This is a genomic window from Gordonia malaquae NBRC 108250 (assembly GCF_000344135.1).
In the GTDB taxonomy this organism is placed as follows: domain Bacteria; phylum Actinomycetota; class Actinomycetes; order Mycobacteriales; family Mycobacteriaceae; genus Gordonia; species Gordonia malaquae.
This window is the reverse complement of the sequence record NZ_BAOP01000016.1, coordinates 50,256-67,614: the sequence shown is the minus strand read 5'-3', so window position 1 is coordinate 67,614 and position 17,359 is coordinate 50,256. Positions and strand designations below refer to the sequence as shown.

The 17,359-nt window shown below is 67.4% G+C and carries 17 protein-coding genes; 7 read left to right on the top strand and 10 right to left on the bottom strand.

Annotated features, from left to right (window positions below):
* Nucleotides 1-34: 34 nt before the first annotated feature.
* On the bottom strand, nucleotides 35-562 hold the full coding sequence (gene ahpD, locus GM1_RS12225) for an alkylhydroperoxidase, AhpD family (protein ID WP_008379254.1): 528 nt from the start codon (nucleotides 560-562) through the stop codon (nucleotides 35-37).
* Nucleotides 562-1,143, bottom strand: coding sequence for a peroxiredoxin (locus GM1_RS12220; protein ID WP_008379253.1), 582 nt, complete (start codon nucleotides 1,141-1,143; stop codon nucleotides 562-564). The genes ahpD and GM1_RS12220 overlap by 1 nt, the downstream gene beginning before the upstream one ends.
* A 147-nt stretch (nucleotides 1,144-1,290) precedes the next feature.
* Here GM1_RS12220 and GM1_RS12215 point away from each other — a divergent pair, with 147 nt between their 5' ends.
* A complete protein-coding gene (locus GM1_RS12215) occupies nucleotides 1,291-2,241 on the top strand; it encodes a hydrogen peroxide-inducible genes activator (RefSeq protein WP_008379252.1) in 951 nt (316 codons plus the stop codon).
* On the opposite strand, the gene GM1_RS12210 is transcribed toward GM1_RS12215, so the two are convergent.
* Both GM1_RS12210 and GM1_RS12205 read right to left on the bottom strand, forming a co-directional pair.
* A complete protein-coding gene (locus GM1_RS12210; protein WP_008379251.1) occupies nucleotides 2,222-4,228 on the bottom strand; it encodes a DEAD/DEAH box helicase in 2,007 nt (668 codons plus the stop codon). The two genes, GM1_RS12215 and GM1_RS12210, sit on opposite strands and share 20 nt — an antisense overlap.
* 101 nt (nucleotides 4,229-4,329) lie before the next feature.
* Nucleotides 4,330-5,277 (bottom strand): proteasome assembly chaperone family protein, encoded by a 948-nt coding sequence (locus GM1_RS12205; RefSeq protein ID WP_373278343.1) that lies wholly within the window; start codon nucleotides 5,275-5,277, stop codon nucleotides 4,330-4,332.
* A 151-nt stretch (nucleotides 5,278-5,428) separates the two neighbouring features.
* Here GM1_RS12205 and GM1_RS12200 point away from each other — a divergent pair, with 151 nt between their 5' ends.
* On the top strand, nucleotides 5,429-6,052 hold the full coding sequence (locus GM1_RS12200; protein WP_223291341.1) for a hypothetical protein: 624 nt from the start codon (nucleotides 5,429-5,431) through the stop codon (nucleotides 6,050-6,052).
* Nucleotides 6,053-6,175: 123 nt separating this feature from the next.
* On the top strand, nucleotides 6,176-7,282 hold the full coding sequence (locus GM1_RS12195) for a DUF4192 domain-containing protein (RefSeq protein ID WP_008379248.1): 1,107 nt from the start codon (nucleotides 6,176-6,178) through the stop codon (nucleotides 7,280-7,282).
* Between the two features lie 21 nt (nucleotides 7,283-7,303).
* Here GM1_RS12195 and GM1_RS12190 read toward each other — a convergent pair whose 3' ends face one another.
* Complete coding sequence (locus tag GM1_RS12190) at nucleotides 7,304-7,987, bottom strand: iron-dependent transcriptional repressor DtxR (protein WP_040520028.1); 684 nt, start codon at nucleotides 7,985-7,987, stop codon at nucleotides 7,304-7,306.
* A gap of 131 nt (nucleotides 7,988-8,118) precedes the next feature.
* On the opposite strand from GM1_RS12190, the gene GM1_RS12185 reads away from it, so the two are divergent.
* Both GM1_RS12185 and GM1_RS12180 read left to right on the top strand, forming a co-directional pair.
* Nucleotides 8,119-9,363 carry an acetoin utilization protein AcuC gene (locus GM1_RS12185; protein WP_008379246.1) on the top strand — a complete coding sequence of 415 codons (1,245 nt, stop codon included), beginning with the start codon at nucleotides 8,119-8,121 and terminating at the stop codon, nucleotides 9,361-9,363.
* A complete protein-coding gene (locus GM1_RS12180) occupies nucleotides 9,356-12,118 on the top strand; it encodes a bifunctional acetate--CoA ligase family protein/GNAT family N-acetyltransferase (protein WP_008379245.1) in 2,763 nt (920 codons plus the stop codon). Before GM1_RS12185 ends, GM1_RS12180 begins: the two co-directional genes overlap by 8 nt.
* Before the next feature lie 15 nt (nucleotides 12,119-12,133).
* Here GM1_RS12180 and GM1_RS12175 read toward each other — a convergent pair whose 3' ends face one another.
* Nucleotides 12,134-13,132 carry a sigma-70 family RNA polymerase sigma factor gene (locus GM1_RS12175; RefSeq protein WP_008379244.1) on the bottom strand — a complete coding sequence of 333 codons (999 nt, stop codon included), beginning with the start codon at nucleotides 13,130-13,132 and terminating at the stop codon, nucleotides 12,134-12,136.
* A gap of 98 nt (nucleotides 13,133-13,230) precedes the next feature.
* Nucleotides 13,231-13,770 carry a TetR/AcrR family transcriptional regulator gene (locus GM1_RS12170; RefSeq protein ID WP_008379243.1) on the bottom strand — a complete coding sequence of 180 codons (540 nt, stop codon included), beginning with the start codon at nucleotides 13,768-13,770 and terminating at the stop codon, nucleotides 13,231-13,233.
* A 33-nt stretch (nucleotides 13,771-13,803) separates the two neighbouring features.
* Here GM1_RS12170 and zapE point away from each other — a divergent pair, with 33 nt between their 5' ends.
* Nucleotides 13,804-14,811 (top strand): AFG1/ZapE family ATPase, encoded by a 1,008-nt coding sequence (zapE, locus tag GM1_RS12165; protein ID WP_223291342.1) that lies wholly within the window; start codon nucleotides 13,804-13,806, stop codon nucleotides 14,809-14,811.
* On the opposite strand, the gene map is transcribed toward zapE, so the two are convergent.
* Together map and GM1_RS12155 are read right to left on the bottom strand one after the other, a co-directional pair.
* On the bottom strand, nucleotides 14,795-15,571 hold the full coding sequence (map, locus tag GM1_RS12160) for a type I methionyl aminopeptidase (RefSeq protein ID WP_008379241.1): 777 nt from the start codon (nucleotides 15,569-15,571) through the stop codon (nucleotides 14,795-14,797). The two genes, zapE and map, sit on opposite strands and share 17 nt — an antisense overlap.
* Nucleotides 15,568-16,008: a DUF3099 domain-containing protein gene (locus tag GM1_RS12155; RefSeq protein WP_008379240.1), complete on the bottom strand. Its 441-nt coding sequence runs from the start codon at nucleotides 16,006-16,008 to the stop codon at nucleotides 15,568-15,570. The genes map and GM1_RS12155 overlap by 4 nt, the downstream gene beginning before the upstream one ends.
* Nucleotides 16,009-16,043: 35 nt before the next feature.
* Here GM1_RS12155 and GM1_RS12150 point away from each other — a divergent pair, with 35 nt between their 5' ends.
* Nucleotides 16,044-16,274 (top strand): DUF3039 domain-containing protein, encoded by a 231-nt coding sequence (locus tag GM1_RS12150; RefSeq protein ID WP_008379238.1) that lies wholly within the window; start codon nucleotides 16,044-16,046, stop codon nucleotides 16,272-16,274.
* A gap of 23 nt (nucleotides 16,275-16,297) precedes the next feature.
* On the opposite strand, the gene GM1_RS12145 is transcribed toward GM1_RS12150, so the two are convergent.
* A complete protein-coding gene (locus GM1_RS12145; RefSeq protein WP_157435988.1) occupies nucleotides 16,298-17,326 on the bottom strand; it encodes a YihY/virulence factor BrkB family protein in 1,029 nt (342 codons plus the stop codon).
* Nucleotides 17,327-17,359: the final 33 nt, after the last annotated feature.

Here is a 17,359-nt window from a genome sequence, read left to right as displayed (position 1 = left end):
GACGGGGCACCGGTGTGTACAGCTGAGTGCGGACCTACGCGAGGGTCTCGGCGATGCCGATGGCCTGGCCGACGCCCGCGACGATCGACGCGACCTTGAGCGCTTCGAGGACGGCTTCACGGTCGACGCCCGCTTCGCGGACGACGTTCTCGTGCGCGCCGACGCAGTGCTCGCAGCCATTGATCGCCGAGACGGCCAACGACCACAGTTCGAACGTCGCCTTGTCGACACCGGGGTTGCCGATGATGTTCATCCGCAGTCCGGGGCGCAGGTCGTCGTACTTGCCACCGAGGAATCCACGACCGCGGTAGAACACGTTGTTCATGCCCATGATCGACGCCGCGCCGAGTGCCGCGTTGTACGCCTCTGCGGACAGGGTGTCGGCGGCCTCGTCGGAGAATTCCCGCAGGACGGTCGCATTGCGGGTGGCTGCGGCGGTGGCCAGCAGGGTTCCCCACAACTGCTCCTCGGTCAGCACGGTGGTGCGGCTGATCGAGCCGAGGTTGAGCTTCAGGTCTTTGGCGAACTCGGGGAGTGCGCTCTTCAGATTGTCGATGCTCATCAGGCGGTCATCAGTTCGCCGGCGTTGATGGTGGGGTCACCCTTCTTCCAGTTGCAGGCGCACAGTTCGTCCGACTGGAGGGCGTCGAGGACGCGGAGGACCTCGTCGACGTTGCGGCCGACCGAGCCGGCGGTCACGGAGACGAACTGGACCTCGTTGTTCGGGTCGACGATGAAGGTGGCGCGGTCTGCGACACCGTCGGCGTTCAGCACGCCTGCGGCCTCGGCGAGCTCACGCTTGAGGTCCGAGAGCATCGGGAAGGGGAGGGTCTTGAGGTCCTCGTGCTGTGCACGCCACTGGAAGTGGACGAACTCGTTGTCGACCGAGGCGCCGAGCACCTGGGTGTCGCGGTCGGCGAACTCGTCGTTGAGCTTGCCGAAGGCGGCGATCTCGGTGGGGCACACGAAGGTGAAGTCCTTCGGCCAGAAGAACACGACGCGCCACTTGCCGGCGTAGTCGTCCGAGGTGACGGTGGTGAAGTAGTCGTCGGGCTGCTGCGCGTCGACCTTCGAGAGGTCGCCGCCGATGACTGCGGTCAAGTTGTAGGCCGGGAACTGGTCGCCGATGGTCAGCAATGCCATGACACGTACTCCTGAATTCGTTGAAAGGGGTGCGATGAGAATTGATCGGCCGCGAGCATGCCGGGGTCACCGTCGCTCGGGCTCGTATCCAGTCTGCCCACAAACGGTTAGAAAGTAAACGTGATGACACGCACTATACTGATAGGCATGGGCAATCAAAGCTATCAGCCGTCGATCGGTGGACTCCGTGCCTTCGTCGCCATCGCCAAGAAACTCCACTTCGGAACGGCCGCAATGGATCTCGGTGTGAGCCAGCCCTCACTGTCGCAGGCTCTCGCAGGCCTCGAGGCAGGCCTCGGGCTCCAGCTGGTGGAACGCACTACTCGACGCGTGATGCTGACTCCGGAGGGCGCTCGGCTGCTCCCCGCGGCCATCGCCGCATGCGATGCGGTCGACGACTTCCTGCTCGACGCGGCAGGCGACCTCGATCCTCTGGTGGGCAGGCTGCGCCTCGGATTCATCCCGACGATCGCGCCGTACATCCTGCCGCGAGTGCTGCGCGGCCTGGCGACAAGACGCCCGTCCCTCGATCTGATGGTGATCGAGGATCAGACCGACCGACTGCTTGGGCAACTGCGGGACGGCACGCTCGACGCCGCGGTGCTCGCCTTGCCGACCGGCGTCGCGACGTTGGGGGAGGTGACGATGTACGACGAGGACTTTCTGCTGGCGCTGCCCGCTGATCATCCGCTCGCGGGGCGTAAACGGCTGTCACCGCAACTGCTCGCCGACCTGCCGTTGCTGCTGCTCGACGAAGGGCACTGCATGCGGGACCAAGCGCTCGACGTGTGTCAGAACGCAGGAGTCCAGCCCGATCTCCAGCAGACGCGTGCCGCATCGCTCACCACCGCTGTGCAGTGTGTGGAAGGCGGACTCGGTGTCACGCTGATTCCGAAGACGTCTGTCGCGGTGGAGACCGCCGCCGGTGCTCTTGCCGTCGCGGAGTTCGCGCGGCCGCGGCCCGGCCGCCGGATCGGTCTGGTCTACCGGCAGTCGTCGGGTCGCGCCGAGGCGTACCGCGCGTTGGCGGCCGACATCACCGAGCTCGTCGCGCAGAGCGGTGACGTCACCGTTCCGGTCAGGCCTGCGAACCGGTGAGCTCGGCCCACTCGTCGAGCAGGCTGGAGTCCACTCCGCGGATGAGCGCACCGAGTTCGTCGGTGAGATCCTCGATCTCGTCGGTGACCGCCGACATCGGCAGGCCGTTCGACAACGCTCGGTAACAGTCGGTGAGGTACCGCAGCACCACGCCTTCGCTGCGGGCGAGGCCGAACTGCGAGATCAACTCGGCGAAGGTCATCGACCGCTCGCGCATGTGACGAAGCACCGATTTGCACGACGGTGTCGAGCCTGCGAGCCACGGGTGGCCCCGTCGGTACACCTCGTACGCAAAACCGATCTCCTCGGCGAGCGGCTGCGGCCACGAGATCTCCTCGAGGCGCTCCATCCGTTCCTCGTACTCGATGCCGTCGGCCTTCATCTCGGCTATCGCCGCATCGCGGGCCGCTTTGCGCTGGGCGATCAGCACGGGTCGCGGATCGTCCAGAATGCTCTCGACCACTGAGACGACGTCGAGAGCGTAGGTCGGTGCGTCCTTGTCGAGGAGTTCGAACGCTGCGACGGCGAAGGCCGACAGCGGATTGGTGAGCGCGAAGTTCTCCGGCAGGTCGACGGACAACTCCACCTTCTTGCCGTCGGGGGCCGGGGTGTCGAGCTTCGTGACGATTCCCGTCTCGCACAGGTCGCGGTACAGCGCGATGGTGTGCTTGATGTGGCGCAACTGCCGGGTGCGCGGCTCGTGGTTCTCCTCGAGCAGATGGCGGAGCGCGGCAAAGCAGTCGCCAGGGCGTTCCATGACCTCCATGAGCATCGCCGTCGTCATCCGGAAATGCGAGCGCATCTCTTCGTCCGGGGCGTCGATCAGCGTCGTGAACGTCTGCTCGCCCCAGCTCACGAAGCCTTCCGGGGCCTTGCGGCGCACCATCTTCTTGAGTTTCTTCGGGTCGTCGCCCGCCTTGGCTAGAGCGCGAGCGTTCTCGACGTCGTGATCGGGCGCCTGGGCCACGACGTATCCGACGGTGTCGTAGCCCGCTCGACCTGCGCGACCGGCGATCTGGTGGAATTCGCGCGCGCGCAGACGCCGAATGCGATTGCCGTCGTACTTGGTGAGGCCCGCGAACAGCACTGTGCGGATCGGGACGTTGATCCCGACACCGAGGGTGTCGGTGCCCGCGACCACTTTGAGGAGGCCCGCCTGCGCGAGGCGTTCGACGAGGCGACGGTACCGGGGGAGCATGCCCGCGTGGTGCACGCCGATGCCCGATCGCAGCAGCTTGCTGAGGGTTCCGCCGAATCCGGTGCTGAAGGCGAAATCGCCGATCGCCTCGACTATCGCGGCCTTCTCCTCCTTGGTGCACAGCTTGGCCGACAGCAGCGCCTGGCCGCGTTCCACCGCCTGCTGCTGGGTGAAATGGACGACGTACACCGGTGCGCGGCCCGCGGACACGAGTTCTTCGATGGTCTCGTGGATCGGTGTCATCGCGTACCGGTGCTCCAGCGGCACCGGTCGCTCCACGCCGGTGACGGGCACGGTGGCCCGACCGGTGCGCTTGGAGAGGTCGTCGACGAAGAACGATGTGTCGCCGAGCGTCGCGGACATCAGCAGGAACTGGGTGTTGGGGAGTTCGATCAACGGCACCTGCCAGGCCCAGCCACGGTCGGACTCGCCGTAGTAGTGGAACTCATCGGCCACCAGGACGCCGATATCGCTGTCGGGACCTTCGCGCAGGGCGATGTTGGCGACGATCTCGGCGGTCGCACACACGATCGGCGCATCGGAGTTGACCGAGGCGTCGCCGGTTGCCAACCCGACGTTCTCCGCGCCGAACTGCTCGCACAGGTCGAAGAACTTCTCGCTGACCAGCGCTTTGATGGGTGCGGTGTAGTAGGCGCGCTGTCCCCGGCAGCGGGCGAAGTAGATCGCGCCGGACGCTACAAGCGACTTGCCCGAACCTGTCGGTGTCGCCAGGATGACGTTGCTCCCCGATACGAGCTCCAGGAGCGAGTCCTCTTGGTGCGGGTACATGTCGATGCCGCGAGCAGCCCACCAGTCGGAGAACCTCTCGAATGCGAGGTCCTCGTTCTCGGTGGGCTGCAGCGGTTCAGGGGCGGTGGGGGTCTGGTCGGTCAGACCTGATCACGTCCTTCATCTGTGTCGCCGAACTCTGCGGCGTGTTCGGCGAGGAACTTCTCGAACTCGGCGCCGAGTTCGTCGCCGGTTGGCATGGATTCGTCCGGCGCCAGGAGCGAGGCCTGCTCCTCCTGCGACCGCATGTAGGCGTCGTACTGGTTCTCGAGCGCGGACACGACCGACGAGATCTCCTCGTTGCCCTCGACTTCGCCGTCGATCTGCTTGCGGACCTCCGCGGCGGCGTTGGTCAGTGCGGCGATCGGCAGCTCGAGTCCGGTGACGACGCCGATGTTCTCGACGAGCGAGGCGGCGGCGGCCGGGTAGTTCGTCTGCGCCAGGTAGTGCGGCACATGCGCGGACAGGCCCGCGGTGCGGTAGCCCGCTTCGCCGAGACGGAGTTCGAGCAGCATCGATGCGCTCGCGGGGAGCTTCAACGGATTGCCCCATTTGTTGAGGTCGGCGAGCGCGTCCTTGTCGTTGCCGTGCGCGGTGACCGAGGCTGGGCGGGTGTGGGGGACGGCCATCGGGATCGAGTTGAGGCCGACGACCTGGGAGACTCCGAAGTGCTCGGCGAGCGCTGCGAGCGCCTCGGTGAATCGATCCCAGCGAAGGTCGGGTTCGGGGCCCTCGAGCAGCAGGAACGGCACTCCCGCATTGTCTTTGACCGCGTGCATGGTCAGCTTCGGCATGGTGATGCCGTCGAATTGGGTGCCGGAGAAGGAGATCATCGGTCGACGTGACCGGTAGTCGATCAGCTCGTCGGTGTTGAACGTCGCGACCAGTTCGGTGTCGAGGGCGTCGCGCAGGTGCGATGCGGCGAGCGCGACGGCGTGGCCTGCGTCGGCGTAGCCCTCGAGTGCGTGGATCAGCACCGGGCCGTCGCCCTCGGCGCCGGAGACGGCGGGTGCGGGGAATTCGAGCTCGTACAGCGAACGCGGCTCCATCGAGTTGTCGTTCACGGGTGCCCCTTCCTTGACGATGGTGCGTCGAGTGCACCACAAGAGTTTCCATTGTCCCGTACGGGAGTCATGCGCTTCAACACGGTTTCCGATGCGACCATTCCCCGCAGGTGGCAGACGTGGCACAGTGAGGGGCGTGCGTGTTGTGACTGGAGTGAAGTGTGGTGTTGTCGCGGTGGCCGTGCTTGTCGGCACGACCGCGTGTGGTGTCGACGGCGGCGCCGTCCGCGAACCCGATCTCTCGACGAAAGTCGTCGAGGTCTCCGCGTTCCCGTACGGACCTGCGACCGCGGTTCCACGGGCCGGCGTGCCCGGTGCGATCGCCGACATCACGTTCCGCCCGCTCCGCGCCGTCAACGACCCGGAGGAGTGCACGCCCGCGCCGGTGGACGGCGACAGCGCACACGTCGTGGTGGGTCCCGGCGGCCCGGCGGGCGGCACTCTGACGGTCATGGTCGCGCGTGCATCCGACAGTCGTGCCGACTTCGTCGACGGCATCTGCCAGACGTTCCGCCTCGGCGGAACCGTCGGCACGACGATCACCACCACCGTCGACACCTCGACCGAGGTGATCGTCAACCGTCGTGATCTCGTCGCGAACGGCACCGCGTACGCGCACGTGTACGAACTCGTCCGGCAGGAGGGCTCGACTCGGCTGTACGTCCAGAACCGGTACCCGTCCGCGACGTTGTCGGCCGACGAGGAGGCCGCCACACGCGCGCTGTTCGACGCCGCTTCGACAGCCGCATTCGGCGAGTGACGACTCGCGCGGGTGCACGACGACGTGCATCACCGCAGGTGAATCTGTGGACAACCGAATCGGTTGTCCACGGGTCGTGGTCAGGGCCGTCGACGAGGTGATTCTCGGCGCACAGTGAGCGCCATGAAGATCACCATCACCACCCGTCTTGAGGGCTCAGTCACCGTCGCCGATCCCGATCCGCTTCTCGCGGCCATTCCGGCACTGTTCGGATTCGTGCCGGAACGGTCCATCATCCTGATGTGCTTCGATGCGCGCTCGCAGGTCACCGCGACCATGCGGCACGACCTGCTGTGGACTCGCGGCGGCCGACCGCCCGCAGCCCTCAAGAAGGTGTTCGCACAACTCGGCGGTCTCGGAGCAGACTACGGCGCGACGAATGTCATCGCGGTCGCCGTCGACGATCGGTTCGCGCCCGACCATCCGGCGTTCACCCACCTGTTCCGCGAACTGCACCGCGCACTCCGACCCGCGGGGGGAGTGACGGCGGCGTTCGCCGTGGGAGACATGTCGCTGGGCGCGCAGTGGCGGACGGTGTGGCGGTCGGCGGCGCCGTTCTCGATGTTCCCGATAGACATCGCCGAGTCGGGAACGCTCAGCGACCCTCAGTGCTCGCCGGTCGCCCTGGCGAAGGCCGTCGAACACGGCCGCGGGATCCTCCGCAGACGCTCGGAGATGGCCGATCTCCTGGCGTCCACGGCGCACTGTGACGACGGGGACGAATGCCGCACAGGTGAAGGGATCGGTGCTGGTGGTCCGATCGAGAGCACCGACGCCGATCGGCTGGCACTGGTGTACGAGACCGTCCTGGCCCGCACCGGTGGACAGCCCACGCCGATGGCGTGCAGGCGGGTCGACGAGCTGGCGGATGCGTTGACCTCGGTCCACGTCCGCGATGCACTGCTCGGGCTGTGCCTCACCGTCCACCGGCACGCAGCCGAAGAGGTGTGGCTCGACCTCACCCGTCGGCTCGCCGGGACGCCGCGCGCGGCCGCCGCCACCCTCCTCGGGTACCTGCACTACATGGAGGGATCGGGTGCCATGGCGTCCGTCGCGTTCGAGGTCGCGCTGGCTGCGGACCCGTCGTACGGACTCGCCAACCTTCTCGACACGGCACTGCTCAACGGCATGCGCCCGCGCGACCTCGACGGACTGGCCGACCTGTCGTTCGACCTCGCACGCCGCCTCGGCGTTCAGATCCCGCCCGCGACATACAGCGCTGCGGGATGACGATCGGCTGCGGGGCGACGATCAGGCGGGGACGACGAAGATCGCGTGCGCCATCTCCGACGACAACGTGAGGCCCTCGTGGCCCGGAGTGCTGATGATGACCGCCCGCGGTCCGACGTTGGCGCTCACGCGTGCGTTGGGGACCACGCCCGCCTCGCGGAGGTCGGCGATCAGCTCGGGATCGGCCTGCGCGTGCTCGGACATCCGTCGCACGATCACCGCGGACTCGCCCTCGGGCAGGTCGACGAGGCGGACCACTGTGTCGCCCGCTTCGGGTGTCGGCGCGACGCCGAGTTCTTCGAGTCCCGGGATCGGATTGCCGTAGGGCGACGTGGTCGGATTGTCCAGGACCGCCAGGAGACGTCGCTCGACGTTCTCGCTCATCACGTGCTCCCAGCGGCAGGCCTCGTCGTGGACCTCTTCCCACGGCATGCCGATGACGTCGACGAGCAGTCGCTCGGCGAGACGGTGCTTGCGCATCACGGAGACCGCGAGGGAGCGGCCGGCCGGAGTCAGTTCGAGGTGACGATCACCGGCGACACGCACCAGCCCGTCGCGTTCCATTCGCGCAACGGTCTGCGAGACGGTGGGGCCGCTCTGCTCCAAACGTTCCGCGATGCGTGCGCGGAGGGGGACGATTCCCTCCTCTTCGAGGTCGTAGATCGTCCGCAGGTACATCTCTGTGGTGTCGACAAGATCGTTCACGGCAGCCATGGTCCTTTCGCTGAACTCTCAGGTTACCCAAAGTGATCGGCCGGCGGTGACTACCGGTCGGCTCACGCGATTCGGCGAGTGTCGGCCACATGTGCGCGAGCAGAACCTATAGCGTTGGCGGGGTGAATGCCGCGATCATCTGGAGCGATCATTTCCTCGACTACAAGTGGGCGTACACCCACCCGATGAGCCCCATCCGGCTCGCGTTGACGATGTCGCTGTCGCGGAGTCTCGGCCTGCTCGACGACGTCGAGCCCGCCGAACCGCTGCCGGTGGACGACACGATCCTCTCGACTGTCCACACGCGGTCGTACATCGACGCCGTGCGCGCGGTCGGGTCGGGGGCCACCGCGTCGAACAACGCCCTGCTGCAACGGTTGTTCGGGTTGGGCAACGACGACAACCCGGTGTTCGAATCCATGCACGAGGCCGGATCGATGCTCGTCGGCGGCACGCTCGCCGCAGCGCAGGCCATCACCTCCGGCGCGGTGACGCGTGCGGTGAACATCGGCGGCGGCATGCATCACGCCATGCCGGGGCACGCAGCGGGCTTCTGCATCTACAACGACTGCTCGATCGCCATCGAATGGCTGCTCGCGCAGGGATACGACCGGATCGCGTACGTCGACATCGACGCTCACCACGGCGACGGCGTCCAGCACCAGTTTTACAGCGACCCGCGGGTCATGACGATCTCAGTCCACCAGCACCCGGCGACGCTCTGGCCCGGCACCGGATGGACCACCGAGATCGGTGACGGACACGCCGAGGGCGCATCGGTGAACCTCGGCCTCATGCCCGGTGTCACAGACCGGTTGTGGCTTCGGGCGTTCCACGCCGTCGTCCCCTCGATGATCGCGTCGTTCAAACCGCAGATCATCGTCACGCAGGCCGGTGTCGACTCCCACGTGGCCGACCCGCTCACCGATCTGGCGCTGACCGTCGACGGTCAGGCGTCCGCGATGCGCGCCCTGCGGGACCTCGCGGACACCTACTGCGACGGCCGATGGCTCGCCGTCGGCGGCGGCGGATACGGCGTGATCAACGTCGTGCCACGCGCTTGGACGCACTTGATCGGCATGGCGCTCGACAGGGACGTCGACCCCTCGACGCCGATCGGCGCCGACTGGCTCGCCGAGGCCGCCGCGGCGGAGCAGGCCGTGCATCCCGACTACTCGAGACCGCCGGAGTCGACGATGGGCGACGGCGGCGACCTCGCTTATGTGCCATGGGACGGCGACGCCGGGGCTCCGCCTCCGGACGGCATCTCCGAGAACGCTCAACGCCAGACCGACAAGGCGATCCTCGCCACCCGCCGCGCCGTGTTCCCTCTGCACGGCCTCGATCCGGAGGACCCCCGTGACTGACACCGAATACCCTCGCCACTGGGTGGCCGACGTACTCGCCTCGGACGGCGGCGTCGTTCACCTGCGGCCGATCGTCCCTGCCGACGCCGACGCCCTCGTCGAGTTCCACAACGGGCTGAGCGAACGCACACGCTACCTCCGCTACTTCGGACCCACCCCGACGCTGCCGCCACGCGAAGTGGTCCGCATGACGACCGTCGACTACAAGAACCGGGCCGCCTTCCTGGCGCTCCTCGGCGACGAGATCATCGCGATGGGCGTGTACGAAGGGCTGGCGGCCGACGGCAAACCGGAGTCCGCCGAGGTCGCGTTCGTCGTCGCCGATCACCATCAGGGTCGTGGTCTCGGGCCGATCCTGCTCGAGCACCTGGCGGGCGCCGCGGCAGAACACGGATTCACGCGCTTCGAGGCAGAGGTGCTCTCCGAGAACCCGAACATGGTCGCGGTGTTCCGCGACGCCGGTTACCAGGTGAGCCGGGCATTCGACGGCAGCACCGTGCACGTGGAGTTCCTGATCGACCCGAGCGAGGCGTTGACGTCGGTGCGCAACGCCCGCGAACGGGCGTCGGAGGCGCGAAGCATCGCCAATCTCCTCCATCCGCAGTCCATCGCGGTGATCGGCGCGTCGACGGACACCAAGAAGGTCGGCAACGTCCTGCTCGCGAACATCATTGCGGGCGGATTCACCGGACCCGTGTTCCCGGTGAACGGTCCCGGCGCACCGGTCGACGAGCCCGAACCCGAGGAACACGTCTCGAAGTTCGCAGCACCGACCCAGCGCAGGCCGGTCCGCGAGCCGCGACCCGCTCCGCCGTCGGTGCGCGGCATTCGGTCGTATCCGAGCGTTCGCGCCATTCCCGATCCCGTCGACCTCGCTGTGGTCGCCGTGCCCGCCGCAGGGATGGACGATGTGCTCAGCGACTGTCTCGCCAAGGGGGTTCGGACTCTGGTCGTGGTGTCGGCTGGGTTCGGTGAGAGCGGTGAGGCGGGGCTGGAGTCCGAACGCCGGCTCGCCGAGCGGGTCCGAGCGCACGGGATGCGCCTGGTGGGGCCGAACGCTCTCGGCGTCATCAACGCGGACCTGGACATCGGACTCAACGCCACCCTGGCACCGCGGGTGCCGGGCCCGGGCCGCGTCGGGTTCTTCTGCCAGTCGGGCGCGCTGGGCATCGCGATTCTCGACACCGCCGCCCATCGGGGGCTGGGCCTGTCGACATTCGTGTCGGCGGGAAACCGCGCCGACGTGTCGGGCAACGACGTGCTGCAGTACTGGGACACCGACGAGAGCACCGACGTGGTGCTGCTCTACCTGGAGAGTTTCGGAAATCCACGCAAGTTCAGCCGCATCGCCCGACGTGTCGCCGAGTCGAAGCCGATCGTCGCGATCAAGTCCGGACGCGGCGCGATGACGCAGAGCCGGGCGGCACGCACCCGCGAAGCAGGGCGAGACGACGCGATCGCGCACATGGTGCTCGGCCAAGCGGGCGTGATCCAAGTGGAGACGTTGACCGAACTCTTCGACTGCGGAGCGATCCTCGCATACCAGCCGTTGCCCGCGGGGCCGCGAACGGCGATCATCGGCAACTCGTCGGTCATCGCGTCGTTGGCCGCGAACACGGCGCGCGCCTCCGGGCTCGACGTCGTGGCCATGGTCGACCTCGGTCCGGCGGTCACGCAGCCAGATCTGTCCGCGGCGGTAGCGGTCGCGATGAACGACGAGTCCGTTGATGCGGTGATCGTGGTGTTCGTGCCTCCGGTCGCGGTCGATGCAGCGGACTACGCACACGGTCTGATGGAGGCGGTGCGTCCCGCGGACGGGGGAGACGTTCCGTCGAAACCCGTGGTCACCACGTTCCTCGCGGTGGAGGGTGTGCCGCCGGGGCTGTCCCGATCGGGTCCGGACGGGATGCCCGTGCGCGGTTCGATCCCGTCGTACTCGACGCCCGAACGTGCGGCGAATGCCCTCGCGCACGCGTGGAAGTACTCGGCGTGGCGATCGCGACCACCGTCGCAGGTCCGAACGTTCGAGGGCGCCGCAGCCGAGGACGCCCGGTCGTTCGTTCGCGAGGCGATGGCCGACGGTCCTCGTGAGCTCACTCGGGTCGAGTCGGCGAGGGTGCTCGCCTACTTCGGCATCAACGTGGTGCCGTTCCGCGAAGTCCGCACGATGCAGGAGGCGTCGGCCGCCGCGCGTGAGTTCGGATTCCCGGTCGCGGTGAAGGCGACGTCGAAGTCGTGGGTCGGCCGCGTGGACAGGGAAGGCGCACGCCTGGACCTGCCGGACGCCACCAGCGTGCTGACTGCGTTCGCCGAACTGCAGGCGCTGACCGGCGACACGGTGCTGCATGTGCAGAAGATGGCGCCCAAGGGCCTCGGCACGTCGATCTCGGTGACCGACAACGCGTCGTTCGGCCCTCTCCTCAGTTTCGGGTTGTCGGGTCGCCTGTTCGACGTCCTCGGCGACCGCGGTTACCGGGCGGTGCCGTTGACCGAGGCGGATGCGCGGGAACTGGTCGTGGAACCACAGGCGGCGATGCTCTTGGAAGCCGGTCCGGTGGACGACGCCGTCGACACCGAACACCTCGTGGACCTGCTGCTGCGTGTGTCTGCGTTGGTCGACGCCGTGCCCGAGATCCGCAGTGTGCGATGTGATCCCGTCCTCGCGTCGGCGGACGGCATCGCGGTGCTGGGGGCGTGGATGCGCGTCGGCCCGGTGCCCACTCTCGCGGACACCGGGCCTAGGCGGCTCGGGTAGGAGGACCCGGGCGGATCAGCTGGCGTAGGCGCGCAGCTTGTCCGCCCGGTCGCCCTGACGCAGCTTGCCCATCACGTCGCGTTCGATCTGGCGGACGCGCTCACGCGACAGCCCGAATGCGCGTCCGATCTGGTCGAGCGTGCGCGGCTGACCGTCGTCGAGGCCGAAACGCATCGTGATGACGGCCTGCTCGCGTTCGTCGAGCGTGCCGAGCACCAACCGGATGTCCGAGTGGAGCAGGTTGGCGATGACAACGGTCTCGGCCGACGTCGCCTCGGAGTCTTCGATGAAGTCGCCGAGGGGCGCCTCCTCATCGGAGCCCACCGGCATGTCGAGGCTCACCGGGTCCCGGCTGTGGTCCATGAGATCGGCGATCTTCTCCGCGGGGATGCCCGACTCGGCGGCCAGCTCGTCGTCGGTGGCTTCGCGTCCCAGCTGCTGGTGCAGTTCACGGCGAATGCGGGCGAGCTTGTTCACCTGCTCCACGAGGTGGACGGGCAGACGGATCGTGCGGCTCTGGTCGGCCATGCCGCGGCTGATCGCCTGACGGATCCACCAGGTGGCGTACGTCGAGAACTTGAAGCCCTTCGCGTAGTCGAACTTCTCGGCGGCGCGGATCAGACCGAGGTTGCCTTCCTGGATCAGGTCCAGGAGCGGCATGCCGCGGCCGGTGTAGCGCTTGGCGAGCGACACGACGAGTCGAAGGTTGGCTTCGAGCAGGTGAGCGCGAGCGGCGTCGCCCTCGCGGGCGATGATGTTCAGATCGCGCTTCTTGGCGGCGGTGAGGCGCTTCTTGGTCGCGAGGAGGTGTTTCGCGTAGAGGCCTGCTTCGATCTGCTTGGCGAGCTCCACCTCCTGCTCGGCGTTCAGCAGTGCCGTGCGGCCGATGCCGTTCAGGTAGACGCGGACCAGGTCGGCGGATGGCGACTGAGCGTCGAGATCCTGCTCTGTCAATGCCGGGCGGGTCCGGGCGGCGGGAACTGCAGTGGGGCGTGCAATCGTCGTGCGAGACATACGACCTCCAAGTGTGCGCTGTTCGTGTGCGTTCACGAGGTTCAACGTGTTCGGTCGGCGAAAGGTTCCCGACGTCCCTGAGAAGTCTCTGAGACCTTCTACAGGCGGAATCGTCGACGAACCGCGGCGGTCAGGTCGGCTGGTGTCGGCGTCGCTCCGAACAGGTGCGACGCCGCGACCCCTTCGCAGAAGACAAGCAGGTCGGCGGCGTCGGCGGCGGGTGCGGGCGAGCCGGTGGAGGCGAACAACGCAACGGCGCCGTCGTGGGAGAACAGACAGCGTGCGAGATCGTCCCGAAGCTGGTGATCATGTGACGTGTCGGAGGCCAACGCGAACCTCGCGCGCACATCGCGACTCCTGGCGGTCACGAGCGAGTGCAGGTAGGCGCCGATCGTCTCGGCTGGATCAGCAGGGTCGAGGCGTGCGAACGCGGTCCGTGAATCCTCCGTGAGACGCCCGATCGCACCGTCGAGGAGTGCTCGGCGGGTGCGGAAGTAGTACGACGTCGACCCGGCAGGGAGTTCGAGCAGCCTGTCGACACCGCTGTGGGTCACCGCGCGATTGCCGCCGTCGGCGGCGAGGTCGAGGGCGGCGTCGCAGATCGCGTCGCGGCGAGTGAGGTCCGGCACGTCTGCCATCCAACCAGACTCTATGAACATAGAGTCATGGACATGGGTGGATCCACGAAGGTGACGAGGCGAGTGCGTCGCCGCCTCCGGCCGGGGGTGCGCTCCCGCCGGCGGATCGTCGACGGCATCGGACAGGTGGCGTCGGAATCGGGCATGCGTCTGACCGATGGTCAGTCGGCGGCGGCCGAGGCGCTCGCCTGTGACGGGCCCGTGTATCTGTGCGGACCGCCAGGTCGCGGGAAGACCCAGGTCGTCGACTGGTTCGTCGGCGTCGTCACTGCCACCGGGACGGCCGTCCGTCGGCGCCACGTCCACGAATTCTTCGCCGACCTGCATGCGGCGATCGACAGGAGCGGCGGATGGCGCGGGGGACTGGACGCAGTGCTGCGCGGAGTGGACGTGCTCTGTCTCGACGAGTTCGCGGTGCACGATCCGGCGGACGGCGTGTTCCTGGATCGGGTTCTGCGCGCTCTGATCTCACGCGAGATCAGAGTGATCGTCACATCCAACCGAACTCCGGCCGAGCAGATGCCGAATCCGCTCTTTCACGCCGGCTTCGAGCCGACGATCGCATTCATCGAGGACGTGTTCACGATCGTCGACGTCGGGGGAGCGCACGATCTGCGGGCCGACGGCGGCACGACCGGATTCCGCGGCGGCCGGTGGATGGTCGGTGCGACGCTCGGACCGCCGCCCGTCGGCACGCGCGGTGTGCACTGTCGAGCGGTTCGGCTGCTGGGACGTGACGCCGGGACGGTCTGGATGGAATTCGCAGCGCTCTGCGACGCGCCGACCGCGGCTGCGGACTACCTGAAACTCGCCGAACGGTTCGATCACTGGGTGATCGTGGGTCTCGACGTCCCGGACGGCGTCGACCCGCTCGCTCGATGGGCGACGGTCCTCGACGTCGCACACGACGCGGACGTCCGGATCGACGTGTGGGCGTCCTGCGAGCGGGACGACCTCGCATCCGCGTTGACTCGTGCGCTTCCCGATGCGGGACGGGCCGTCAGCCGGATGAACGCCTGGCGGATCAGTCGAGAGTCGTGAGGATCCGCGGGCCGTCGTCGGTGACCGCGACGGTGTGCTCGGAGTGCGCGGTCATCGAACCGTCCGCCGACCGCAGGGTCCAGCCGTCCGGATCGGCGACGAGGCGTTCGGTTCCGATCGCCCACCACGGCTCGAGCGCCAGCGTCGCACCGGGGCGTAGGAGTGGTCCCTTACCGCGACGGCCGAGGTTGGGGACGTGCGGATCCTCGTGCATCGTCCGCCCGAGACCGTGCCCGCCGAACTGGGTGTTCACTCGGTAGCCCTCGGCGACGGCGACCTCGCCGATCGCGCAGGACACGTCACCGAGTCGGTGGCCCGGAACCATTTCGGCGACGGCCGCGGCGAGCGCTCGCTCGGTGGATGCGATCAGTTGTGCGTCCGGGTGTGTGGGATCGTCCTCGACTCCCACCCGAACGGTGCGGGCGGCGTCGGCCACCCACCCGTCGATCGACACGGCGAAGTCGAGGGTCAGCACGTCGCCCGGCGCGAGCACGTGGTCGCGGGGCAGACCGTGCAGGACGGCGTCGTTGACCGACAGGCAGATCACGTTGCCGAACGGGCCGCTCCCGAACGAGGGCGCGTAGTCCCAATAGCAGCTGACGGCTCCGCGGTCGGCGACCATCGTTCGCGCACGCTGCTCCAGGTCGAGCAGGTTGACGCCCGGTTCAGCGCGACGCGCGAGATCGTCGAGGACCTGCGCCACGAAGCGACCGGTGACGGCCATCTTCTCGACTTCGGCTGGAGTCTTGAGTTCGATCATCGTGCTGAGTCCTGCCCGCCTGCTCGGTTATCGTTTGGTGTGTCCCCGGGCTGATCGGGCGCCTCGATCTCGGCGTCGATCACCGGGTGATCGTCGTCGGCGAAGCGGTCGCGCGCCGGTTCGGCGGCCAACTCGGCCTGCCCGACGGTGTAGCCGCCGCCGTAGTGGTAGGTCGGGACCTCGCCGCGCTTGCGGGGCTCGCGGTCGTTGGCCCGGAGGACGGCGATCCACGGGATCGGGATCGACGCGACGATGATGGCCAGTGCGATCCATCCGTTCTGCGTCATCGAGTACACGATCGCGGCGATGATCAGCGCGGGCACACGGATCGACATCATGATGAGATAACGCCGTTTGCGGGCCCGGTACACCGCTTCGAGGTCGTCATCGGCGCCGGTGATCAGGAATGTCGTGGGGTCGGATTCGTCGCGCGCCATACCCCGATCCTTCCACAGTGCGTCACAATGGCTGTATGGCAACGCAGACGATCGAACGGCCCGATATCGACGAACGGACCGAGCAGGACGACGACACTCCCAAGGTCTTCCATTACGTGAAGAAGGACAAGATGGCTGAGAGCGCCGTCATGGGGACCCACGTCGTCGCACTGTGCGGTGAGACGTTCCCGGTGACGAAGGCTGCCAAGCCCGGTTCGCCGGTGTGCGAGAAGTGCAAGAAGGTCTACGAGAAGATGAAGAAATAGCAGCGACGCTGCGAGTCAGCCGATCACTCCGGGGAACCGCGCCGACCGACGGCGCGGTTCCGCAGGGTGTCGGTCAACTCGGTGGTCTGCGACGTGACCCAATGCCGGACGACGGCGCCGTCCTTCCTCGCGGGCCAGAATTCCTGAATCACTGAATTGAGCTCGGCGCCCGCCACGATCGCGAAGCCGAGGAAGTACGTGAACAGGAGGAACGCGATAGGTGTCGCGAGTGCGCCGTATGTGTACCCTGCGTCGGTGACCGCGGTCAGATAGAACCGCAGGACGTACGAGGTCAGCCAGAATCCGACACCCGCGAGGATCGCGCCCGGCACCAGTCGCCTGCGCGGCAGCGGATTGGGCAGTGCGAAGCGGTACAGCGCCGACAGGGCCCCGATCAGCAGCAGACCGACGAACGGGAAGTACAGCCAGTCGATCAGGTCGCTGATCGCCGGGCCCCAGGACGCGGGCACGATGTTCCGCAGATACGTCGGTCCCAACGCCACCAGGGGCAGCACCAGAATCGCCATCACCAGGAAGAACAGGTAGATGATCAGCGCGAAGATGCGCTGCCACACCGGATTCCGGACGTCGTGCTGACCGTGCGCGTGGACGATCGACGAAACGAAGCACGACATCGCCGACGACCCCGCCCACAGCGACAGGATGAAACCCACGGACATGATCGTGACTCGGCCTCGACCTAGGACGTTCTCGACCGTCGGCTGAATCAGATCGTTCACGACCTGCGGGGTGAACGTGCGGTCGGCGAAGGAGAGGATCCGTTCGGTCACGACCTGGACGGTGTCCGGGCCGAACCATCCGGCCACATAGCCGATACTGCCGAGCACTCCGAGCAGCAGCGGTGGAAGAGACAGCGCCTGCCAGAAGGCGGCCTGCGCGGCCCAGCCGATGATGGAGTCGTCCCACGACTTCACGATGGTGCGCCACAGCAGACGTGGAAGGCTCCGGAATACCGGCCGTCGCGCCTGCTCGGGCTCCGGCGGTGGAAGCTCGGCGGCGTCGTCGCTGGGGTACGTGCCGTGGGTGTTGATGTGTCAAGCATGGCCGATGCGGGTCACCTGGTC